The sequence below is a fragment of the Streptomyces atratus genome, assembly GCF_040655115.1.
GTDB classification, from domain to species: domain Bacteria; phylum Actinomycetota; class Actinomycetes; order Streptomycetales; family Streptomycetaceae; genus Streptomyces; species Streptomyces atratus_D.
Genome location: NZ_JBFAJH010000052.1, coordinates 1 through 22,075, shown reverse-complemented (window position 1 = coordinate 22,075; position 22,075 = coordinate 1). Strand labels below are relative to the sequence as shown.

At 71.2% G+C, this 22,075-nt stretch carries 20 protein-coding genes and 1 pseudogene; 6 read left to right on the top strand and 15 right to left on the bottom strand.

What is annotated here, in order from left to right; genetic code table 11:
• Nucleotides 1-179: 179 nt before the first annotated feature.
• The 13 genes from AB0I23_RS34260 to AB0I23_RS34200 form a co-directional block, all read right to left on the bottom strand.
• Nucleotides 180-1,298 (bottom strand): acyl-CoA dehydrogenase family protein, encoded by a 1,119-nt coding sequence (locus tag AB0I23_RS34260; RefSeq protein ID WP_359115419.1) that lies wholly within the window; start codon nucleotides 1,296-1,298, stop codon nucleotides 180-182.
• Nucleotides 1,298-2,776 (bottom strand): class I adenylate-forming enzyme family protein, encoded by a 1,479-nt coding sequence (locus AB0I23_RS34255; RefSeq protein WP_359115416.1) that lies wholly within the window; start codon nucleotides 2,774-2,776, stop codon nucleotides 1,298-1,300. The genes AB0I23_RS34260 and AB0I23_RS34255 overlap by 1 nt, the downstream gene beginning before the upstream one ends.
• A gap of 3 nt (nucleotides 2,777-2,779) precedes the next feature.
• The gene (locus AB0I23_RS34250) at nucleotides 2,780-2,968 is read right to left on the bottom strand and encodes a hypothetical protein (protein WP_359115414.1); all 189 of its coding nucleotides are present in this window, start codon (nucleotides 2,966-2,968) and stop codon (nucleotides 2,780-2,782) included.
• Between the two features lie 104 nt (nucleotides 2,969-3,072).
• Nucleotides 3,073-4,173 carry a phosphotransferase family protein gene (locus tag AB0I23_RS34245; protein ID WP_359115411.1) on the bottom strand — a complete coding sequence of 367 codons (1,101 nt, stop codon included), beginning with the start codon at nucleotides 4,171-4,173 and terminating at the stop codon, nucleotides 3,073-3,075.
• Nucleotides 4,166-5,464, bottom strand: a complete 1,299-nt coding sequence (locus tag AB0I23_RS34240) for an acyl-CoA dehydrogenase family protein (protein ID WP_359115408.1) — start codon at nucleotides 5,462-5,464, stop codon at nucleotides 4,166-4,168. The genes AB0I23_RS34245 and AB0I23_RS34240 overlap by 8 nt, the downstream gene beginning before the upstream one ends.
• Before the next feature lie 44 nt (nucleotides 5,465-5,508).
• On the bottom strand, nucleotides 5,509-6,657 hold the full coding sequence (locus AB0I23_RS34235; protein ID WP_359115405.1) for a thiolase family protein: 1,149 nt from the start codon (nucleotides 6,655-6,657) through the stop codon (nucleotides 5,509-5,511).
• Nucleotides 6,654-7,076, bottom strand: a complete 423-nt coding sequence (locus AB0I23_RS34230; RefSeq protein ID WP_359115402.1) for a Zn-ribbon domain-containing OB-fold protein — start codon at nucleotides 7,074-7,076, stop codon at nucleotides 6,654-6,656. The genes AB0I23_RS34235 and AB0I23_RS34230 overlap by 4 nt, the downstream gene beginning before the upstream one ends.
• Nucleotides 7,073-7,894: an SDR family NAD(P)-dependent oxidoreductase gene (locus tag AB0I23_RS34225; RefSeq protein WP_359115400.1), complete on the bottom strand. Its 822-nt coding sequence runs from the start codon at nucleotides 7,892-7,894 to the stop codon at nucleotides 7,073-7,075. The genes AB0I23_RS34230 and AB0I23_RS34225 overlap by 4 nt, the downstream gene beginning before the upstream one ends.
• Nucleotides 7,891-9,141, bottom strand: a complete 1,251-nt coding sequence (locus AB0I23_RS34220; protein ID WP_359115398.1) for an acyl-CoA dehydrogenase family protein — start codon at nucleotides 9,139-9,141, stop codon at nucleotides 7,891-7,893. Before AB0I23_RS34220 ends, AB0I23_RS34225 begins: the two co-directional genes overlap by 4 nt.
• Nucleotides 9,142-9,211: 70 nt before the next feature.
• The gene (locus AB0I23_RS34215) at nucleotides 9,212-9,595 is read right to left on the bottom strand and encodes a nuclear transport factor 2 family protein (protein ID WP_359115395.1); all 384 of its coding nucleotides are present in this window, start codon (nucleotides 9,593-9,595) and stop codon (nucleotides 9,212-9,214) included.
• Nucleotides 9,596-9,648: 53 nt separating this feature from the next.
• The gene (locus AB0I23_RS34210) at nucleotides 9,649-10,050 is read right to left on the bottom strand and encodes a Zn-ribbon domain-containing OB-fold protein (RefSeq protein WP_359115393.1); all 402 of its coding nucleotides are present in this window, start codon (nucleotides 10,048-10,050) and stop codon (nucleotides 9,649-9,651) included.
• Complete coding sequence (locus AB0I23_RS34205; protein ID WP_359115391.1) at nucleotides 10,047-11,264, bottom strand: thiolase C-terminal domain-containing protein; 1,218 nt, start codon at nucleotides 11,262-11,264, stop codon at nucleotides 10,047-10,049. The genes AB0I23_RS34210 and AB0I23_RS34205 overlap by 4 nt, the downstream gene beginning before the upstream one ends.
• The gene (locus AB0I23_RS34200) at nucleotides 11,261-13,723 is read right to left on the bottom strand and encodes a CaiB/BaiF CoA-transferase family protein (protein ID WP_359115389.1); all 2,463 of its coding nucleotides are present in this window, start codon (nucleotides 13,721-13,723) and stop codon (nucleotides 11,261-11,263) included. Before AB0I23_RS34200 ends, AB0I23_RS34205 begins: the two co-directional genes overlap by 4 nt.
• 145 nt (nucleotides 13,724-13,868) lie before the next feature.
• Between AB0I23_RS34200 and AB0I23_RS34195 the strand changes: the two genes are divergently transcribed.
• Both AB0I23_RS34195 and AB0I23_RS34190 read left to right on the top strand, forming a co-directional pair.
• Nucleotides 13,869-14,702, top strand: coding sequence for a mycofactocin-coupled SDR family oxidoreductase (locus AB0I23_RS34195; protein ID WP_359115386.1), 834 nt, complete (start codon nucleotides 13,869-13,871; stop codon nucleotides 14,700-14,702).
• An 85-nt stretch (nucleotides 14,703-14,787) separates the two neighbouring features.
• Nucleotides 14,788-16,113: a cytochrome P450 gene (locus AB0I23_RS34190; RefSeq protein ID WP_359115383.1), complete on the top strand. Its 1,326-nt coding sequence runs from the start codon at nucleotides 14,788-14,790 to the stop codon at nucleotides 16,111-16,113.
• A 24-nt stretch (nucleotides 16,114-16,137) separates the two neighbouring features.
• Here the strand turns inward: AB0I23_RS34190 and AB0I23_RS34185 are convergent, their stop codons facing one another.
• A complete protein-coding gene (locus AB0I23_RS34185) occupies nucleotides 16,138-16,821 on the bottom strand; it encodes a TetR/AcrR family transcriptional regulator (protein WP_359115380.1) in 684 nt (227 codons plus the stop codon).
• Between the two features lie 87 nt (nucleotides 16,822-16,908).
• Here AB0I23_RS34185 and AB0I23_RS34180 point away from each other — a divergent pair.
• Nucleotides 16,909-17,392: pseudogene (locus tag AB0I23_RS34180) on the top strand (transposase); the annotation flags it as partial.
• Nucleotides 17,393-17,554: 162 nt separating this feature from the next.
• On the opposite strand, the gene AB0I23_RS34175 reads toward AB0I23_RS34180, so the two are convergent.
• Complete coding sequence (locus AB0I23_RS34175) at nucleotides 17,555-18,187, bottom strand: TetR/AcrR family transcriptional regulator (RefSeq protein ID WP_359115377.1); 633 nt, start codon at nucleotides 18,185-18,187, stop codon at nucleotides 17,555-17,557.
• A 186-nt stretch (nucleotides 18,188-18,373) separates the two neighbouring features.
• Between AB0I23_RS34175 and AB0I23_RS34170 the strand changes: the two genes are divergently transcribed.
• The 3 genes from AB0I23_RS34170 (at nucleotide 18,374) to AB0I23_RS34160 (ending at nucleotide 21,921) form a co-directional block, all read left to right on the top strand.
• Complete coding sequence (locus AB0I23_RS34170) at nucleotides 18,374-19,585, top strand: acyl-CoA dehydrogenase family protein (protein WP_359115374.1); 1,212 nt, start codon at nucleotides 18,374-18,376, stop codon at nucleotides 19,583-19,585.
• Entirely contained in the window at nucleotides 19,582-20,622 is a 1,041-nt protein-coding gene (locus AB0I23_RS34165) for a phosphotransferase family protein (RefSeq protein ID WP_359115371.1), read from the top strand. The genes AB0I23_RS34170 and AB0I23_RS34165 overlap by 4 nt, the downstream gene beginning before the upstream one ends.
• A 234-nt stretch (nucleotides 20,623-20,856) precedes the next feature.
• On the top strand, nucleotides 20,857-21,921 hold the full coding sequence (locus AB0I23_RS34160) for an IS110 family transposase (protein ID WP_359115368.1): 1,065 nt from the start codon (nucleotides 20,857-20,859) through the stop codon (nucleotides 21,919-21,921).
• Nucleotides 21,922-22,075: the final 154 nt, after the last annotated feature.

The window sequence follows — 22,075 nt, the reverse complement described above, 5'->3', positions numbered from 1 at the left end:
GGGTCCTGTGGCACGGACCACCCGGCCCGTGGCGCGGCGGGTCGGCAGTCGTCGCGGGACGCGGTGAACGGCCCGCGGCACAGCCGGTCCCGGCGGCGGCAGGCGTTCTGGACGGGGAGGGAGCAGAGAGCAGCGGCCTGGTACGGGGCCGGGCAGTGGCGGTCCTCGCTCCCCGCCCGTCAGACGCCGAGTTCGGCGAGGAGCCGTTCCCGATGTTGCGCCTTGTCCCCGAAGAGCACGGCGCTGGTGGCCGCCCGCCGGAAGTGCAGGTGGGCCGGGTGCTCCCAGGTGAAGCCGATCCCTCCGTGCACCTGGATGTTCTCGGCGGCCACGTACCGGTAGGCCTCGCCGCAGCGCAGGCCCGCGGTGACCGCGGCCAGGGGGAGTTCATCGGGCGCCTCGGCCGCGGCGGCGGTCGCCCACGCGCTGGCCGAGCGGGCGGCCTCGACCTGTACGGCCATGTCGGCGCACCTGTGCTTGACCGCCTGGAAGGACCCGATGGGCCGGCCGAACTGCATCCGGTCACGGGCGTGGGCGACGGCGGCGTCGAGGGCGGCCGCGGCTCCGCCGAGCTGTTCGGCCGCGAGCGCGGCGACCGCCCGGTCGAGGACTTCGGCGAGGACGGTCCCGGCGCGCGCTGCCGAGACGACGGGGCGGGCGGGTGTGCCCGCGAGCTCGATCCTGGCGAGTTGGCGCCGGGGGTCCATCGCCCGGGTCGCGGTGCGCCGCAGGCCGGGGGCGTCGGCGGACACCGCGAAGATCCGCATGCCCTCGGGGGCGCGGGCGGTCACGAACAGCAGGTCGACCGTGGCACCTTCCACGGCAAGGATCTTGGTGCCGTCCAGGTGCCAGTCGGAGCCGTCGGCGGTGGCGGTGGTGGTGGTGGTGACGGGCTGGTCGACCGCCTCGCCGGACGGCTGTTCCCGGTAGGCCAGTGTGGCGGTCGTGCCGCCGGAGGCGATACCGGGCAGCAGTTCGGCCCGTGCCGCGTCGTCGTCGGTGTGCAGCAGCACCCCGGCCCCGAGCACGGCGGTGGAGAACCACGGCAGCCGCGTCAGGGACCTGCCCAGTTCCTCGGCGACGACGGCGATCTCCCGGAAGCCCGCCCCGGCACCGCCGAAATCTTCGGGCACATCCAGGCCCGCGGTCCCGAGTTCGCAGGCGAACCGGTGCCACACCGAAGGGTCCCAGCCCGGTGCGTCCGGCGACTCCTCGACGGCGTGGTCCGTGTGCTTGTCGAGGAAGGCGCGCACAATGGTGCGGAGTTCCTCCGCTTCCTCGCTCGGGGTCAACCGCATCAGCTGCTCCTCGGGATCGTGTCGACGAGTTCGGCACGCAGGACCCTGCGCAGGGGCTTGCCGGTGTCCGTGTGCGGGAGGGCGTCGCGGACCAGTACCCGGGCGGGGGTCTTCGCCGACCGCAGGCGTTCGCGGACGAATGCCTGGAGGTCCGCCTCCTCGACGGTCTCCCGCAGCACCACGGCGGCAACGGGCACCTCGCCCCATTCGGTGTCCGGCGCTCCGAAGACAATCGCCTCGGTGACGGCCGGGTGGGCGAGCAGGACGTCCTCGATCTCGCCCGGGGAGAGGTTCTCGCCGCCCCGCACGATGACGTCGTCAGCCCGGCCCTCGAGGTACAGGAAGCCCTCCGTGTCGAGCCGGCCCCGGTCCCGGGTCGGGAACCAGCCGTCGCCGTCGAGGGCGCTGTGGCTGAGGTACTCCCCCGACACCTGCTCGCCGCGCACATGGATCTCCCCGGAGCCGCCCGGGGGCAGCACCGTGCCGTCCTCGTCGCGGATCTCCAGTTCCACCCCGGGCAGCGGCCGGCCGACGGAGCCGAGCCGGGCGCGGACCTCGGGGTCCGTGGAGGCAAGCGCGTCCCGGTGGTCCTGCGGCCCCAGGACGGCGATCGTGGAGCTGGTCTCGGTGAGCCCGTAGGCGTTGACGAGGTCGACGTGCGGCAGCAGCCGGGCGGCCCGTTCCACGATCGGCAGCGGCATCCGGCCCCCGCCGTACGACAGGTGCCGCAGGGCGGGCAGGGTGGTGCCCTCCGCGTCGAGCACGTCCAGGATCCGGCCGAGCATCGTGGGCACGACCATCGCGTGTGTCGCCGCCTCGCGGCGGGCCAGGTTCACCCAGGCCGTCGGGTCGAACGAGGGCAGTTGCAGGACCCGGCGTCCGGCGAACACCGGGGTGAGCAGGGACGAGATGCCGGCGATGTGGTAAGGCGGCACGCTGACCAGCAGCGCCTCGTCCGGCGTCGCGGACAGGAAGTCCACGGTGGACAGTACGTAGGAGGTGAGGTGGGCGGGGCGCAGCACGGCCGCCTTGGGCTCACCGCTGGTGCCGGAGGTGAACAGCAGCGCGCTCACCTCCTGCGGGTGGTCCGCGGGGGGTGTGCCGGTCGGCAGTTCGGCGGCGGTCAGCACCGTCACGCCGTCGATGCCGGTGCACCGGGCCCGCTGCTCCTCCCCCACCACGGCCACGACCGGGGCGATCCTGGCGAGGGCCTGGGCGAGGGCCTCGTCGTCGAGGCGGTAGTTGAGCGGTACGAAGGGCAGGCCCGCGAGTGCGGCGCCGTAGAACAGCTGCGGAACCGTCTCGGAGTTCACGTCCACCAGGGCGACGTGGTCGACGCCGAGCGCGGTCAGCCCGCCGGCCAGCGCCCGGGCGCGGGAGAGCAGGCCGGCGTAGGTCAGTCCGCCGTCCGCCGGCCCGACCGCGATGCGGTCGGGCGCGGCGTCGGCCACCATCTCGAGCAGAACCGGTACGTCCATGGCTCAGTCCGAGGCGGGGAGTTGACGGGCACCGAGCAGTTCGAGCGGGCGGCCGTCGGCCGACAACGCCCCGGACCCGCCGTGGGTGCACATGACCTGGAGGCCGCTCTCCTCGTCGGCGTACCGCTTGCCGATCACCGGGCCCTCGTCCGTCGCGGTGTCCGGCGCGCCCTCCGGGGCGCTCTCGGCCATCGGGGCCCCTCCGCAGGTCAGGGTCACCTCCCCGCGAGGCGGTCGAACCACGACGACGGAGGCCGAACTGACGGTGCTCCACAACCGGGTACCCGGCTTGATGGTCATGACGTTCCTCCCAGGGGACGTGTGGTGGGCAGGCCGAGGCGGCTCATGCCCCGCTCGGCCAGCACGGTGATGTGATCCTTGCGGCCGGCCATCCGCGGGTCAGTGGTTTCGCCGCGCGCGTAGCGGGCGTAGAGCTGCTGCAGGATGACCAGCGTCTTGAAGCAGCCGTAGGCCTCGTACCAGTCGACGTGGGACACCGGGCGGCCCGAACGGTCCGCGTAGCGTGCGACGACCTCCTGGCGGGTGGGCAGGCCGAGCCGCGACAGGCCGAGCTCGGCGAGCGCGCCGGCGTCCCCGAACTGCGGGTCGGGCCAGTAGTTGAGCAGGGTGCCGAGGTCGACCAGGGGGTCACCCAGAGTCGCCATGTCCCAGTCGAACACCGAGACGACGCCATCGGGTTCGGCCGGCCGGAACTGACAGTTGTCGATCTTGAAGTCGTTGTGCAGAACCGCGGGCGGGCCGGAGTCGGGCCGGTGCGCCTCGAGTTGCGTGCCGAGTTCGGCGACCAGCGGGTCGCTGTCGTCGGTGGCGGCCAGGTGCCACCGCTTGCGCCAGCCGGCGACCTGGCGGGCGAGGAACCCGTCCGGGCGGCCGAGGTCCCCGAGCCCGCACGCCTCGGGGTCCACGCGGTGCAGGTCGGCGAGCGCGTCGATCACGGCGAGGCCGATCCGCCGGCCGGCCTCGGGGAGCGCTGTCATCGACTCCGGCACGGCGTCCCAGACGACGAGGCCCGGCCGGTACTCCATGACCAGGAAATCGGCTCCCGCGACCGCGTGGTCGTCGCAGAACAGCAGCGCCCGTGGAGCCCGGGGGTAGGCCCGCCACAGCCGGGAGAGCGCCTTGTACTCCCGCCGCATGTCGTGCGCGCCGGGCGCCAGTCGGCCGAAGGGCGGTCGGCGCAGCACCAGAGGCGTGTCGCCGAACCGGATCTGGTAGGTGAGGTTGGCGGACCCGTGGGGGAACTGGAGGACTGAGAAGTCGCCGGCGAGCTCGGGCAGCCGCTCGCGCAGGTGCGACTCGACGCGCGGCCAGTCCAGTTCCTCCCCGGGGCGTACGGGCGCGGTCTCGGCGTCGCGGGCCGGCGCGGTGTCAGTCATCGTGGGCCACTCCGTCCAGGACACCGGCGTACCGTTCCCGCGCCTGCGCGGCCAGGGTGGGCCGGATGTAGGGCGGGAACAGGCCGTCGTCGGGCTGGGTGCTGCGCAGCAGAGCCTGGGCCAGGTTGACCTTGTGCACCTCGGTGGCGCCGTCGGCCAGTCCCATGTGGAAGGCCTCCATCGCCCACTTACCGAAGGGCAGTTCGGTGGAGATGCCGAGGGAGCCGTGGATCTGGATGGCGCGCGAGGAAACGTCGAGCAGCACCTTGGGCATCGCCACCTTCACCGCTGCGATGTCGCCCCGGACCTGCCGGTAGTCGTTGTACTTGTCGATCTTCCACGCGGTGCGCAGCACCAGGAGCCGGAACTGCTCGATCTGGATCCAGGAGTCGGCGATCATCTCCTGCACCAGCTGCCGGTCGGCGAGCCGTTCGCCCCTGGCGACGCGCGAGACGGCACGGCGCTTCATCAGCTCGAACGCCTGACTGACCAGTCCGACGGTGCGCATCGCGTGATGGATCCGGCCGCCGCCGAGCCGGGTCTGCGCGACGGCGAACCCGGCGCCGCGCTCTCCGAGCAGATTCTCCCGGGAGACCCGCACGTCGGTGTACCGCAGGTATTGGTGGGTGCCCACCTCCTCCTCGTGCCCCCACACGCTCACGTCCCGGACCCGTTCGATGCCGGGGGCGTCGGCCGGCACGACGAACATCGACATGCTCTTGTGCTGGGGCGCGTCCGGGTCGGTGACCGCCATGACGATCAGGAAGTCGGCGAACAGGGCGTGCGAGGAGAACCACTTCTCCCCGTTGAGCACCCAGGAGTCGCCGTCCCGTACGGCGGTGGTGCGGAACCCGGTGGGGTCTGACCCGCCGTGCGGTTCGGTCATCGAGAAGCACGACACGATGTCGTTCTCGATGAGCGGCGCGAGGTACTTCTCCTTCAGGTGCTCGCTGCCGTAGTGGGCGAGGATCTCGGCGTTGCCGGAGTCCGGTGCCTGGCAGCCGAACACCACCGGCCCGGAGTGTGTCCGGCCGAGCTGTTCGTTGAGCAGGGCGAGCCGCATCTGCCCGTACCCCGGCCCGCCCAGTTCGGGGCCCAGGTGGCAGGCCCACAGGCGGCGCTCGCGCACCTGCTCCTGCAGCGGGCGGATCAGCGCGTTGCGTACCGGGTCGCGTACGTTCCAGGCGTGCTCGACCAGTTGGTCGACTGGTTCGATCTCGCGGGCGACGAAGTCGGCGACCCAGTCCAGTTCACGCTGCACCTCGGGATCGGTCTCGAAGTCCCAGGCCATGTCGTGTCTTCCTTTCCGCGGGAGGTCCGTTCCGCGTGGTCGTGCTATCGGGTGAGGACGGTGCAGGCGGAGATGCCCGGAGCCCCGTAGACGTGGGTGAAGCCGACGCGTGGATCGCCCGGCACCTGCCGGTTGCCGGCGTCGCCGCGCAGTTGCAGCACGGTCTCGTACACCTGCCGCAGTCCCGACGCACCGATCGGCTCGCCGTTGGCGATGCATCCGCCGTCGGTGTTGACGGGCAGCCGTCCATCGATCTCGGTGGTCCGTGTGGCGATCAGCCGCTCCTGCTCGCCGTGCGCGCACAGCCCGGTCTCGGCCATGTGCATCAGCTCGGCGCCGGCTTCGGTGTCCTGGACCTGCGCCACTCGCACCTCGTCGGGCGCGACTCCCGCCTGCTCGAAGGCCGCGCGGGCGGCGTCCACGGTGGGCGAGTCGGCGCGCTCGGTCGCCAGCCACGGGCTGAACACCTCGAACGAGCCGTAGCGCCGCGACCGCAGGGCCGCTCCGCGCAGGTGCACGGGGCGCCGGGTGTAGCGGTGGGCGTGATCGGAGCGGGTGACCACCAGGGCCACCGCGCCCTCGCCGGGCGAGCAGTACATGTACTGCGTCAGGGGGTGGCTGATCATCGGCGCGGCGGCGATCTCCGCCTCGGACAGGACCTTGCGACGCCAGGCCAGCGGGTTGCGGGCGCCGTTGGCGAACGCCTTGGCGGCGATCTTCGCGAGCAGGTCCCGGCTCATGCCCGTCTCGTGCAGGTACCGCTGGATCTTCATGCCGAAGAACTGGGTGGTCAGCATGAGCCCGGTCTCCCCGTACCAGGAGCCGATGCCGTGGTCGGCGGGGTCGGTGTTGAATGCGCCCCGGTCGTGCTTGTCGAAGCCGATCACGATGCCGATGTCGTGCTGCCCCGACCTGATCGCCGCGTCGGCGGCGATCAGCGCGCTGCCGCCGGTGGCGCAGCCGTTCGCGACGTTGGTGAACGGCAGGCTGGTCAGGCCCAGTTCGGACACCAGGGTGTCGGCGTCGCCGGCCGAGTGGGAGCCGCCGAAGCCGAATCCCATGTCCGCGAACGTCACTCCCGCGTCGGCGAGGGCGGCACGCACCGCGTGCACGGCCTGGTCCCGGCCGGAGACCCCTTCGGTGCGGCCGAACCGGTGGATGCCGATTCCGACGATCGATGTCCCCGTGCTCATCGCTCCTCCTGCGTCTCGGGTGCGAACGCGTAGGTCAGCACGGGGGTCCCGTCCTCCTCCTGGCGGAAGGGCACCCAGGTCAGGACCATGGGCATGCCGATCCGCAGGCCTTCGGGGTCTGCTTCGGTCAGTCGGGCCTCGACGATCACCTGGCCGGGCAGTTCGACGTACCCGACGCCGTAGGGCTCGAACTCCTTGGACCCGGTATAGGGCGGCTTCGGCCTGAACCCCTGCACCGTGAAGGCCCACAGGACGCCCCGGCGGGCGAGGGGGACGTCCTCCATCCTGCCGCCGGTGCAGCGGGGGCAGCCGTCCTGCCGGGGAAACACGTGCGCCGCGCAGTCGGCGCAGCGGCTGCCGAGCAGTGCCCGGCGGTCGGGCGTGCCGGTGAACAGGTCCTGGTCCACGAGAGTGCTCATGGCGCGGCCAGCCTTCCTCCGTCGACGGCGAGCAGGGCGCCGGTGGTGTACGAGGCGGCCGGACCGCACAGGTACAGCGCCGCCCCGGTGATCTCGGACGGGTCGCCGCCGCGCTGAGCGGGCCATTCCTCGGCCATGGCGCCGAAGGCGTCCATGTCCCACGCCTTGCTGATGTCGGTGAAGAAGGGCCCGGCCAGGATGGTGTTCACCCGGACCGTGGGGCCGTACTCCTGGGCGAAGCCGGCCGTCAGGGTGTTGAGGGCGGCCTTGGCCGCCGCGTACGGGAGGTCCGCCGCGGTGGGCCGGCTGGAGGCGATCGAGGAGATGTTGAGGATCACCCCGCCGTCCCGCGCCGCCATCCGCCGCCCCGCGGCGGCCATCAGCCGGAACGGCCCCTTGAGGTTGACCGCGATCACCTTGTCGAAGAGGTCCTCCGTGACCTCGTCCAGACTCGGGTAGAGCGGCGCGATACCGGCGTTGTTGACCAGCACGTCGACCTCGCCCAGCTCCTCGGCGACCTCGTCGAGCAGCGTGCCGAGCCGATCCCAGTCGCCCACGTGCGCGGCGTGCGCGGTGACGCGCCGGCCGGTCGCGGCGGCGATTTCGCCGGCCAGGGCCTCGCAGGCCTCCCGTTTGCGCGACACCAGCGCGACGTCGGCGCCGGCCGCGGCGAACGCGATCGCGATCTCCCGGCCCAGTCCGCGCGAACCGCCGGTGATCAGCGCCGTCCGGCCCGCAAGGGGCTCGTACGGCGGGCGTGCCGCCGCGACCGCCTCGGCGACCGTTCGTTGTTCGTCCACACCTGCTCCTGTCGTCATCGGGGAATGTCCTTCCAGGGCACATCGCGGTCGCCCCGCGGTTCGGGCGGCAGCCCGAGCAGGCGCTCGCCGATGATGGTGCGCTGGATCTCGTCGGAACCGCCCGCGATGCGGTAGCCGGGGGCGCCCAGTACGTGCTCGGTCCACTGGTAGACGCCCTCGTCGCTGTCCGCGACGAGACGGTCGCCGAGGATCAGGGCCGCCGCGTCGGACACCGACTTCATCCCCTCGGACCAGGCCAGTTTGCGGACCGAGGAGACCGGTCCGGGCTCGGTTCCGGCGAACCGGTCCTCCCGGTCCCGCAGCACCGCGAGGGCGGCGACCCTCTCCTCGACCCACACCTCGGCCAGCGCCCGCCGCACGTCGGGATCGGCGGTACGGCCCAGCCGGCGTGCGGTCGCGAGGAGTTGCCGGTATCCGCCGCCGAGGTCGGCGTTGGCGCCGGAGTGGCCGCGCTCGAATCCGAGCGTGGTCAGCGCCACCCGCCAGCCCTCCCCCACCTCGCCCAGCCGCAGCGAGTCGGGGATGCGCACGTCCTCGAGGAACACCTCGCAGAACGACGACCCGCCCGACATCTGCCGCAGCGGACGCACCTCGACGCCGGGGGTGTCCATCGGCAGCAGGAACGCGGTGAGTCCCCGGTGTTTGGGAACGTCCGGGTCGGTGCGGGCGATCAGCTCGCCCCATCCGGCGAACTGCGCGCCCGAGCTCCACACCTTCTGTCCGTTGATCACCCACGCGTCGCCGTCGCGGGTGGCCCTGGTCGCCACGCCCGCCAAGTCGGAACCGGCGGCGGGCTCGGAGAAGAGCTGGCAGGCCAGGTCGTCCCCCCTCAGCAGGGGCCGGACCAGGCGCTCGCGCTGTGCCTCGGTGCCGAACCGCTGCACAGTGGGGGCGATCAGCGCGACACTCACCGAGGTCAGTTCATGCTGGCCGGGGGTGTCGAACTGTCGCTCGAGTTCGGCGAACGCCTCCTCGTGCAGCGGGGTCAGTCCCGCGCCGCCGTGATCGGCGGGCCACGAGAGCGCGCCGTACCCGGCGTCGAACTTGGTGCGCTGCCAGTCGCAGATCCGTTGCAGCAGCGTCCGTTCCTCGTCGGCGCCGAGGTCGTGGAAGACCGCGACCTCGACGTCCCGGGCGTCGGACCCGGTCCGCGGTTGCGCGTGTCCGGCGAGCCACGCCCCCGCGGCGTCCCTGAACGCGGCGAGTTCGGTCGGGGTCGGGATGCCGCCCTGCGGGGATTCCACCTTCGTTCCTCCTGGAGGTCCGCGAGTTGGGGCAGCGTCCGTAGACGCTGCCGATGACGGTGACCCGGACTCAGCCGAAGTCGCTCCACTCGTGGATTCGGCCGCCCCGGATCACGAAGACGGTCATGGTGTCGAGGTGGGCCGCCTCCCCCGCCTTCGCGAAGCCGGGGACGTCCACTGCGGCGGTGCCGCCCCACGTCGCCTCGCGGAAGACGACGTCGCCCTGGATGGCGTACCGCTGGGTCGCGCTGATGGTGCGGCCGGGGAAGGCGTCGTACATCATCCGGATGTTGGACAGGAGTTGCTCCTTGCCGGTGCCCTCCATCCCCTTGTTCTTGTGGCTGAAGACGATGTCGTCGGCGAGGATGCGGGACAGTTCGTCGTAGTCGGGGCCGTTGAAGGCGGCGACGAGTCGGTCGACGACGGCGAGCTTGTCCTCGGTGGTCTCGGCCATGGTGGTTCCCTTCGAGTGATCGGTGAGAGGTGATCGGTGTGCGAGGGGGGAGTTCAGAGGAGGGTCCACTGGGGGACGGCGACGCCGTCGCGGTCCTCGAAGCGCACGCGCATCGGGGCGCCGGGGCGCAGTTCGAGGGTGCCGGGCAGGTGCCCGGCGAACCTGACCTGAGGGTGGTCGGTCAGTGCCACGAGAACGACCGTGTACGGGGCCGGGAAGGCGGGGTCGACGGTGTGCCGTACCACCGTCCAGGTGTGCAGGACGGCGGTGCCCGCTGCCTCGACCCACCGGACTGGGGTGTTCGCTCCACTGGCGCGCGGCGGGTGGACCGGGGTGCCGTCGATGCCGAGGGCGACCATCAGACGGCCCTGCGCGGCGCCGGCCCAGAACTCGGCGGAGTCCGGGTCGTCGGTTCGCGGTACGGGCAGCACGGTGGCGTCCGGGCCGGGGCTCATGCGTCCCTCCTGAGGATCAGTGCGCTCGAGGCCGGGGGCGATCCCCCGGTGACGAGGCAGACATCGCTGTCCTTGATCTGGGTGGTGGACTCCCCGCGCATCTGCCGTACGCCCTCGACCACGTGGTTAAGTCCGTGGATGTAGCCCTCCGACAGATGGCCGCCGCCGGTGTTGATCGGCAGCGCGCCCTGCGGTCCGAGGGCCCCGCTCGCGGCGAAGGGGCCCCCTTCGCCCTTCGCGCAGAATCCGTAGTCCTCGAGCTGGATCAGCGCGGTGATGGTGAAGCAGTCGTACAACTGCGCGACCTGGATGTCCTCCGGTCCCAGGCCCGCCCTGCGGTACAGGGTGTGAGCCACCGCGGCAGACGGGAAGGTCGTGAAGGTGTCGCGGAACAGTACGGGGAAGATGACTCCGCCCTTGGGCGCGGGGCCAGTTCCCATGGCCACGGCCCGGATCAGCACGGTCGGGCTGCGGCCGTCCCGGGCCCGTTCGGTGCGAGTGACGACGAGGGCGCACGCGCCGTCGGTCTCCAGGCAGTAGTCGAACAGCCGCAGCGGATCGGAGATCATCCGGGCGGCCTCGTAGTCGGCCATGGTCATCGGCCGCCCGTGCATCTGTGCCCGCGGGTTGGCGTTCGCCCGCTCGCGGCAGGTCAGGGCGATGTGCGCGAGCTGTTCCGGGGTCGTCCCGTACTCGATCATGTGTCGGCGGGCGACCATCGCGTAGGCCTGTCCCGCCGCGGCCAGGCCGTGGGGCAGGAAGTATTCGTCATAGCTGCTGGACCCGCCGACCCGCGGCGGGCCGTCGGTGTCCCGTCGCGACTGGCCGTAGCGGTCGGCGCCGGAGCGGCCGTTGAGGGCGCGGAAGACCAGCACGGTGGAGGCCTGGCCGCTCTCGATCGCCGCGACGGCCTGGGCGACCTGGGCCGGTGCCGCCGCCCCGCCAGCACCGTTGATGCCCCAGTAGGTGAGGTTCGGGATGCCCAGCGCGTCGGCCAGTTCGTTGTGGCTGACCAGGTCGAAGTCGTTGCGGATGATCCCGTCGACCTCGTACACGGGGATGCCCGCGTCCGCGAGCGCGGCGGTGCAGGCCTCCACGGCGAGGGAGAGTTCACTGACGCCCGACCGTTTGGTGTAGGCGGTCTGCCCGATTCCGGCGATGGCGCAGCGGTCGCGGTAGGGGGCGTAGTCGGAGGTGGTGTGCGTGCCGCTCATACCCGTGCCCCCGCTCCGTCGACGACGACTCCCCGCTCGACGAGTCCGGTGATGTCCGCCTCGGACATGCCGAGTTCGGCGAGGATCTCGTGCGTGTGCTGGCCCAGCACCGGGGCCGGCCCCGAGGCCCGTCCGCCCTCCACGTCGAACAGCCGCCCGGCCATCTCCATCTCCCCGAGCACGGGATGCCTGTACGCCACCATCAGCCCGCGTTCCTTCAGGTCCGGGTCGTCGAACAGCACGGTGCCGGGCGCGGCGGCGCACACCTCCGCGGGGACGCCGTGGCGGTCCAGGGCCGCGCACCAGGTGTCCGGGTCGGCTCCGACGAATTGTTCCGTCAGTACCGCCGCGAGCTGTTCGTCGTGCTTCCGGCGGTCGGCCGCCGTGGCGAACCGGAGGTCGTCCAGGCCCGGTACCGCCGCGCGCAGCCCCTGCCAGTGTTGTTCGGTCAGCACCGTGAGGCAGAGCCAGCCCTCGCGCGCCGGGTAGATGCGGTGCAGGGCGTCGACGCCCCAGCTCTGTGCGTCGACCACGGGACGCTCCCCCCGGGTTTCCCCGTCGGCGGTGACCCAGGCGCTGGAGGCGTTGAGCAGGTGGGCGTACGCGATGGAGGTCTCCACGAACTGGCCGCGGCCCGTGCGGTCCCGGTGGTAGAGGGCCTCCAGCACGGCGATGGCGGAGAGCAGACCGTTGCCCGTGTCGCCCAGCGAGATGGACGGCCAGATCGGGGTACCGTCGCTGTCCACGGCTCCGTCGACCCACTCGGTACCGCACAGGGCGGCGGCCGTCTGGTCGTTGGCGGGTTTGGTGTCGCGTGCGCCGTGCTCGTAGCCGCGGGTGTGGCAGTAGACGAGCCGGGGGTTGATCTCGCGCAGCGACGCGTAGTCGATCCCCAGCCGGCGGGCGGCGGCGTCGCGCATGTTGTGGTGCACGACGTCAGCGCTGCGCACCAGATCGTGAAAGACGGCGAGTCCCTCGTCGCTCTTCAGGTCGATGGCCAGGCCGCGCTTGCCCCGGTTGGACATGTGGGAGTACTGGGTGCGCATCCAGAAGTCGTCGTGCTTCGCGTTCACCTTGATGACGTCGGCACCGAGGTCGGCCAGCAGTTGCGCGCCGTAGGGCCCGGCGATCGCCAGTCCGAGGTCCAGGACGCGGATCCCCGCCAGGGGGGCCGCCGCCGGGGCCCCGTCGGTGGCGGCTGGCGCCGGCACATCGGCGGTGCGGCCGCGGGCGGCCTCGTCCCTGGCCCAGTCGGAGTCCGTGCCCGGCTCCGCGAGGCCGCGGCTGATCTCGGAGGGGCAGTCCGCGAGCCTGACCACGCCGCCGACCATGCGGACCCGGCCGTGCTCGGGGTCCGGAAGTTCCACGACACAGCCGTCGATGAGCAGGGCGTCGTCGAGCAGCGCCTCCTCGGGGGAACGCACGATCTCGAGCGGGACGCCCGCCCGCTCGGCGACGCGTTCCCAGGCGGCGGCCGGATAGCGCGTGGCGGCCTCGGCCATGAGCGGATGGAAGTGGTGCAGCAGCACCATGTCCGAGTAGTCGGTCGAGATCCGCAGCTCCGCGTCCTTGGGCGAGGTGCCGTGGGCGGGCAGTGCGGGTTCGTCCTCACCGGTGACCCCGAGCATGAATCCCGGCAACTGCACCCATTGCTGGAACCACCGACCGTCCGCGGCGCGGTAGAAGCCCTTGGGTGCGCGGGGGTCCGTGGTCCACCCGAGGTAGCTCTCGCATTCCGGGTGCTGCGCCCGCTGCCAGGCGATGCTGCTCGCGCAGATGGCGCCCTGCAGCAGCGAGGTGGCCACGTGGCGCCCCCGCCCCGACTGCTCGCGGGCACGCAGTGCGGCGGTGACCGCGATCGTCGCGAGGTATCCGGCGGCGTTGCTGGCCCAGGGGATACCCGTGAACATCGGCCCCGGGCGGTCGGGGCCCACCGCGGTGGCCGGGTCCACCGGGAGGTCCGCCAGCGGGTCCTCCCAGCCGGACAGCGCACCGATCGTGGTGCCGGGCACCCCGCGGACTTCCCAGTGCAGGCCCGTACGAGCAGCCACGAGGGCGTCCACGGCGGGGCGGCCCCGGTGCGCGGCGGCCTGGCCGTATCCCGTGATCGAACAGTGCACCAGGCGGGGGTTCGCCGCCCGGAGCGAGGCGGGATCCAGGCTGTCCGGCGCCTGCTCAAACGATTCGACGAGCACGTCCGCCCCGGCAACGAGGGCCCGCACGTCCGCGAGGTCGGCGGGGTCGTCCAGGTCGAAGGCGGCGCGCCGCTTGCCCCGGTGCCAGACGCGGTAGCCCGACAGGCCCGCGAACGGGTCGTCCGGGGTGTCGATCCGGATCACCTCCGCCCCCGCGTCCCCCAGCAGCATGGTGGTGAGGGCGCCCGCGATGCCCTGTGTCAGGTCGATCACCCGCAGCCCTGTGTACACCGCGGTGGCCGTGCCCGCGTTCCCCGGCGCCATGCCGGCCTCCCTTGCGTCCGATCATCGTCGTGCGCCGAACCCTAGACACACTCGACGTCAACTTCAACTGCTACATGAACTTGTCGTCGAGTTCGTGTTGTCTTACGGTGTGGCCCATCCCACACCTCTCGAAGAGGAGAGCACCATGGCACGCGTTCCGAACAAAGTCGCTCTGGTCACCGGAGCCGCGAAGGGGATGGGCCGGTCGCACTGCCTGCGCCTGGCCGAGGAGGGCGCGGACATCATCGCCCTGGACTTCTGCAAGCAGAAGGACGACGTCAAGTACCCCATGGGGACTGCCGACGACCTCGCCGAGACGGCGGAACTGGTGAAGAAACAGGGCCGCCGCGTCCTCACCTCCCACGCCGACATCCGTGACCTCGAGGCCCTGCAGGGACTCGTCGCGGAGGCGGTCGACACGCTCGGCGGCCTGGACATCGTGGTCGCGAACGCCGGGATCTCCACCGTCGGGCACGCCTGGGAACTCTCCGCGGAGCAGTGGCAGGCGGTTGTGGACACGAACCTCACCGGCACCTGGAACACCATCAAGGCCACCGTTCCCCAGCTGATCGAGCAGGGCCGGGGCGGTTCGGTCGTGCTGGTCAGCTCGGTCGCGGGCCTCCGCGGCTTCCCGGGCATGGGCCACTACTCGGCCACCAAGCACGGGATCATCGGCCTGATGCAGACCCTGTCCCAGGAGCTGGGCCCGCACAACATCCGGGTCAACACCGTGAACCCGGGCCTCATCAACACCGACATGTCGATGAACCCCACACTGTTCAAGCAGTTCATGCCGGACAACCCGAACCCCAGCGAGGAGGACATCGCGGCGATCTACAAGCACCTCACCGTGCTGGACATCGCCTGGCTGGAGCCCGTCGACGTCAGCAACGCCGTGCTGTGGCTGGCCTCCGAGGAAGCCCGCTACATCACCGGCATCTCCGTCCCGGTCGACGGCGGACAGCTCGTCCGGGCCTGAAGCCCCGCTCGGCCGGGACCGGTCCCGTCCGGGCTCCGGCCGGCCATCCCGCACCGCATTCCCCGTCCGAAGGAGAGGGTTTTCCGTGACCACTTCGACGCCCCCGCAGCCGAGCAAGCCCCCGTACGCACCGGTCTTCGAGTTCGACAAGGAGGCCCTGCGGTGTCCGTTCGAACACTTCAGCACCGCCCGTGAAGAAGCGCCGATCTCCTGGTACGCCGACGGCAACTTCTGGGTCGTGTCGAGCCATGAACTGGCCACTCGAGTCCTCGACAACAACAAGGAGTTCTCCGCCGAGCAGTGCATAGGCGAGAAGGCCGACACGATCTGGACCCGGATGATCGAGCTGGCCCGGGAGAAGCCGGAGACCAAGCACCGGATCGAAGGCTACGGAGAGGGCGCCCGACGCGTCCTGCTGTTCTCCGACCCGCCCGTGCACACCCGGCACCGGCGCATCATCAACCGCGCCCTGACCCCGACAGCGGTCCGTCGCAACGCCGACAACATGCGGCGCATCGCGCGCGGCCTGATCGACGACCTGGCCGCGCGCAAGGAGGAGGTCGAGTTCGTCGAGGTCTTCGCTGAGCCCTACCCGATGGCGGTGATCTCCGCGGTCCTCGGCCTGCCGGAGACGGACCACAAGAAGCTCCGCGGCTGGGTCACCGACCTGAACTCGATGATCGCCACCGAGGGGCTCACCGACGACGACGTCCGCAAGCTCTCGCAGACCCGTTTCGACTTCGACGACTACTTCCACGCCGCCGCCGAGGACCGGATGGCCAACCCCACCGACGACCTGACGTCGATGGTGGTGCACGAGAACGAGAAGAGCCGGGAGAGGATGAGCCGGGACGACCTGATGATGGTCTACCAGCTCCTCGTCGTCGGCGGCGCGGACACCAGTGACGCGGCAATGTCGCGCATGCTGGAGGATCTCGCCACCCACCCGGAGACCTACGACAGGCTCCGCCGCGAGCCGGAGAAGATCCCGAACTACATCGAGGGGGTGCTGCGCACCGCCGGCCCGGCACTGGGTATCTTCCGGCGTGCGACGGCCGACATCGAGGTCGGTGACGAGGTCGTCAAGGAGGGCGACTTCGTCTGGATCAGCTTCGCCGGCGCCAACCACGACCCCTCGGGGTACGGGCCGAAGGCCGGGCTGGTGGACCTCGACGAGGAGCAGACGACCCGGCACATGACCTTCGGCTGGGGAGCCCACCTGTGCATCGGGGCTCCGCTCGCCCGCCAGGAGATGAAGATCGCCCTGGAGGAGATGACCCGGCGGTTCTCCCGGATCGAGCTCGCCCCCGGCCACGAGTACCCGCCGCCGTACCGGCCGAGCTTCCTCTTCCACGGCCCGGCCTCGCTGTGGTTGCGCTTCACCGAGGACCCCGAAGCCCCGCGGGACTGACCGGTGCCCGGCCGGCCCCGCGGATCAGTCCCGTTCCGGGGCTGGTCCGGGCACCCTCACACCCAGCGAGTTGGCCCACAGCAGGGAGAGCTGCCGCGCGGCCTTCTCCAGCTCGTAATCGGCGTTCTGCGCAGACCAGCGGTACGCGAAGTTGCTCACCATCCCGCTGAGGGCCATCGCAGCGTACGACGGGTCGATCTCCGGGTCGGTGGTGCCCCGCTCCTGCCAGTAGCGGATGCCGCGCTCGATCCGCTGGACGAACCGGTCGCCGGCCTCCCGTCGCAGCGCCTCGACACTCGCGTTGAGTGTCGCGACCTGCTCCCACACGACCATGATCGCGTGGTTCTTCCGGTACGCCTCGAGATAGGCGTGATTGGCCCGCAGGATCTGCTCGTAGGGCTCCAGCCGGTCGGGCCCCTCGTCCTCCTCCTGCTGCACGTGACGGGGCCCGGGGCTGCGCAGTTCGTCCTCCAGCTCACGCAGGAGCGTGACGAAGATTTCCTCCTTGGAGTCGAAGTACGTGTAGAAGGACCCGTGCGCCGCCTTCGCGGTGTCGGCGATGTCGGTGATCCGCGCGTCCGCGAAGCCGTCGCGCGCGAAGACTTGCCGAGCCGCGTCCAGAAGGGCCTGCCGACGTCGCCGCCCACGGGCCGTGGCGGGCAGACGTACGGCGGGCTCGGGCTCGCCCGGGTCACTGCTGTCGGTCATGCTGCTTCCCTGCTCTCCGGTGATGACGGGTGGACCATGCACCCACGAGCATAGTCGATTTCGACGTCGAGTTCATATGCACGCACGGCCCTGCGGGCGTACGACCGGGTGATCGGCCTGGAGCTCGACGAGCTGTCCGTGGACGGCCGCATCGCCAAGGCCCCGTGCGGCGGCGAGGCTGCCGGACGTTCCCCGGTGGACCGGGGCAAGCAGGGCCTGAAACGCTCAGTCGTCACCGAGGCCACCGGCGTCCCGCTCGGCATCGTCGCGGCCGGGGCCAACCGCCACGACTCGCCCCTGCTCGTGCCCACCCTGAAGGCCGCCGACGAGCAGGTCGGCGGGCTCCCCGAGCGGACCAACGTCCACCTGGACCGCGGCTACGACAGCGACAAGACCCGTGCCGCACTCGGGGAGTCGGAGCTGACCGGCGAGATCGCCCGCAAGGGCGTCCCCGCCCCGATCCAGGCCGGAAAGAGGTGGGGGTGGAGCGCATTCACGCTGGATGAACGGCTTCGGCAAACTCCGGCGCTGCACCGAGAAACAGGCCCGAGTCGTGGACTTCCACCTCTACTGGCCCCGCGTGGAGACCGGCATCCCACGTGGCGAGCCACAACGCGAGGACGACCAGCTCATAGGGGGCAGCGCGCCGCGCGCCCAGGTCCGCCCCCGATCCCTGTGTGCGCACGATTCAGGACGCGGATCGCCGCCACGAGAGGCGGGCTGCCGGATCAGGCTACGACGCACCCACCAGAAGGAGGGCGAAGTCACTGTACTGGTACACGATCTGGTCCTCCGTCAGCTCACCGTCCTCGCGATACCAGACGGCCACGCCCATGCCCAGATCCAGGATCGCGTACGAGGCCAGTCGGGCCGATGCGACATGGAAGCGTCCTGCGGCGACCCCGGCCTCGACCAACTCACGAAAGCCCTTCTCGTACGCGTCGCGCCGGTCCAGGACCGCGGTGCTGTGCGGTTCCTCGAGACTGCGGATCTCCCGGTTCCCGACGAACGCCTCGAGTCGGTGCCGTGCGTGGTAGCGGACATGCGCCTCGGTGGCACGCCTGAGTCGTTCGGCGACGCCTGCGGCCCCGGCGACGGCCGTCCGGTGGGCGGCGAGCAGCGCGTCCATCGTGCCGATCATGATCTGCGCGAGCAGCTCCTGCTTGGAACTGACGTGCTTGTACAGGCTCGGTCCACGAATACCGACGGCGGCACCGATGTCGGCCATGGTGGTGGCCTGGTAACCGCGCTGCGTGAACAACTCCAGGGCGGCGGCCCGGATCGCCTGGGCGCGCGGGGGGACGCCCGCCACGCTGTCACCGGCCCCGCCCGCAACGGCATCTCGACGCGCACTGGGCTGCGACACGGACGGCTCCTCGATGTGAGCTGGAGGCACGGGCTAGAGCATGTTAGCCGATTCTCGCGCCCGACCCCTGAGGGATGCGCCCTGACCTTGACAACCAGAGCCACCGCCCGCTGTCATGTGGCTAATGTCTATTAGCTAGGCCGAGGGTGCACGGCGCACGCACCCGCCCGACTTCAGGAGGCACCGTTGCCTGTGAACCCAGACCAAAGCCCCGAGGTCGTGGAACTCGCCCGCCGTACGGCGGAATTCGTCCGCGAGGCGGTGATCCCGGCCGAGGAAGAACACCGAGGCGTCTCCGCCACCGGAGGGGAGGCGCTGCGGACGCACCTGCAGGAGGCCGCCCGCAGGGCCGGAGTCTTCGCCCCGCACGTCTCCCCCGAATACGGCGGCCATGGTCTGGACATGCGTGGCCGTGCCCTGGTGTTCGAGGAGGCCGGCTACTCGCTGTTCGGTCCGCTCGCCCTGAACATCGCGGCCCCCGACGAAGGCAACATGCACATGCTGGAGACGATCGCTACCCCGGAACAGAAGGAGCGCTACCTGCGCCCACTCGCCGAGGGGCGTGTCCGGTCGTGCTTCGCGATGACCGAGCCGGCGCCCGGCGCCGGATCGGACCCCTCGGCGCTGACGACCCGCGCCGAGAAAGTGCCCGGGGGCTGGCGGATCGACGGCCGCAAGTGGTTCATCACCGGCGCGGACGGCTCGGCATACGCGATCTGCATGGCCCGTACCTCCGGTGAACCGGGGACCCGGGGCGGGGCGACGATGTTCCTGGTCGACGCCGACAACCCCGGGATGAAGATCGTGCGGCACATCGACACCCTGGACGAGGCCTTCTTCGGCGGACACTGCGAGGTGCTCTTCGACGGCTGCGTCGTGCCGGACGAGGCGGTGCTCGGCGAGGTCGACAAGGGCTTCGAGTACGCGCAGGTCCGGCTCGGCCCCGCCCGGATGACGCACTGCATGCGCTGGCTGGGCATCGCCCGCCGCGCCCAGGACATCGCGGTGGCCCGCGCCGCCGACCGGCAGCTGTTCGGCTCCCGACTCGCGGAACTCGGCATGATCCAGCAGATGATCGCCGACAACGAGATCGACGTCGCCGCCTCGCGCGGACTGATCCTGCAGGCCTGCCGGGAGCTGGACCGGGGCCGCTCCGGGGCGCAGTCCACCGCGATCGCCAAGACATTCACCGCCGAGGCGGTATGGCGCGTCGTCGACCGGTCGCTGCAGATCTGCGGCGCACTGGGCATCTCCGGGGACATCCTGCTCTCCCGCTTCCTGCGCGAGGTGCGCCCGTTCCGCATCTACGACGGCCCCTCCGAGACCCACCGCTGGGCGATCGCCCGCCGGGTGGTCCGACGTCACCTGGACGGCCGGACCGCGGGAGCGCAGCCGTGACCGCCGAGGCAACGAGTCCCCAGGGCCTGGACCTGGCGGCCCTGCAGCAGTACTTCGAGGCCCATGTGCCGGAAACCGCCGGCCCACTGCGGGCCGAGCTCCTGCACGGAGGCCGTTCCAACCTGACCTACCTGGTCACCGACGGCCGGTCCCGCTGGGTCGTGCGCCGCCCCCCACTCGGGGTCCTGACACCGTCCGCGCACGACGTGGGGCGCGAGTACCGGATCGTCGCCGCGCTGCAGGGCACCGGCATGCCAGTCGCCCGGACGGCGGCGCTGTGCGAGGACCCCAGTGTGCTCGGCGCGCCGTTCTGCGTCGTCTCCCACGTGGCGGGCACGGTGCTGCGCACCCACGACGACCTCCACGCCCTGTCCCAGACGGACATCGACCACTGCGCCGACGCCCTGGTCGACGTGCTCGCACGGCTGCACGCCGTACCGTACGAGGAGGTCGGGCTCACCGGCTTCGGCCGGCCCGAGGGCTACCTGAACCGACAGGTCCACCGGTGGCGCGACCAGTGGGAACGCGTGGCCACCCGCGACCTGCCCGACATCGACACCCTCCACCAGCGCCTCGCCGCCCGGGTGCCCGCCGAAAGCGGCGCAGCCATCGTCCACGGCGACTACCGCATCGACAACGCCATCCTCGCCCCGGACAATCCGGGAACGCTCCGTGCACTCGTCGACTGGGAGATGGCCACCATCGGCGACCCGCTCGCCGACCTCGGTTTGACGTTGGTCTACCGCGACCCCGCGTTCGACCCGGTACTGGGCGGCTCCGCCGCCTCCACCAGCAACCGGCTGCCCTCCCCCCGCGACCTCGCCGAACGCTACGCCCGCTTCTCCGGGCGGGATCTGGGACGGCTTGCCTTCTACCTCGGCCTCGGCTACTTCAAAATCGCCGTGATCGCCGAAGGCATCCACGCCCGCCACCAGGCCGGGATGACCGTCGGCCGCGGATTCGAAACGGTCGGCGACGCCGTGCCCCCGCTCGCGGCGGCGGGGCTGCGCGCCCTGGCCCAGGAGCTGACCGCCTGACAGTGAGGATTGACCATGGCATCGCCCGGAGGTCTGACTCTCCGCCTGACTGACGCTTCGGTTGTCCTTCTGGGGAATCGTCGGCCTGCCGGGCGATGCCGTCCGGCACGTGGCCGGTCGGGCGTCTGTGACCTAATGGGAGCCTGGCCAGAGGTCCCATCACTGTCTTGTCCGTCTGCCCGACCGGCCCGTGCCCTCCCACCGGTGCACGTTGGAAGGGCAGCGCACAACAGCATGGCAGACGAGATAGCGGTGGTCGGCGGGATCGACACCCACACCGACCTCCACCAGGCCGCGGTCATCGACAGCATCGGCCGGCACTTGGCCACCGAGCAGTTCGAGACGACGCCGGAGGTATACCAGCGGCTGCTGGACTGGCTCCGGTCCCACGGTGAGGTCCTTGCCGTCGGGGTCGAGGGGACCGGCGCCTATGGAGCCGAGATCGCCCGCTTCCTCACGGCGAACGAGGTCACGGTGGTCGAGGTGGACCGGCCGGACCGCAAGGCGAGGCGGGAAAACGGAAAGTCCGACCCGATCGACGCCTACGGAGCCGCGACCGCAGTCCTGTCCGGCCGGGCCGGAGGAACACCCAAGGCCCGCAACGGGATCGTGGAGGCGATCCGGGCCCTGCGGGTGGTCCGCAAGAGCGCCGTCAAGGCCCGCACCCAGACCATCAACCAGATCCGCACCCTCATCGTCACCGCTCCGTCCACCGTGCGGGACAAGCTGCGGGGGCTCTCCGCGCGGGAATTGGTCGACACCTTGGCCTGCTCCCGCCTCACCGGCGAACTCGACGACCCCACCTGCGCGGTGAAGACCGCGCTGCGGCGGCTCGCCCGTCGCTACCAGCAACTTGACGAGGAGATCAAGGACGCGGACAAGGAGATCGGGCCGCTGGTCACCCAGGCCGCCCCGAGGCTGGTCGCCCTGCCGGGCGTCGGCCCCGAGACCGGCGGCCAGCTGCTGACCAGCGCGGGTGACAACTCAGACCGGCTTCGCTCCGAAGCGTCCTTCGCGCACCTCTGCGGGGCCGCCCCGGTCCCGGCCTCCTCCGGCCGCACCAACCGCCACCGCCTCAACCGCGGCGGCGACCGAGCGGCCAACAACGCCCTGCACACCATCGTCCTGGTCCGCATGAAGTACGACCAGCGCACCCAGGAGTACGTCGCTCGACGCACCGCCGAAGGCATGGTCAAGAAGGACATCGTCCGGTGCCTGAAACGGTTCGTCGCCCGCGAGATCTACCGGCATCTACCCCATGTGACCCACGCCACCAAACCGCTCCAACAGACCGCTTGACGATCTATAGGAGCTTCCCCCACACCACAGCGGAGGAACCCATAGACGGTCAATTCCCAGTTGATGCTCCTATTGGCTGTCAAGCGGCGGTTAGCCAGTCGCGGTAGGCGTTGGCGAGAGTGTCGTCACGGCGGGTGCCGCGTTCGATGCAGGA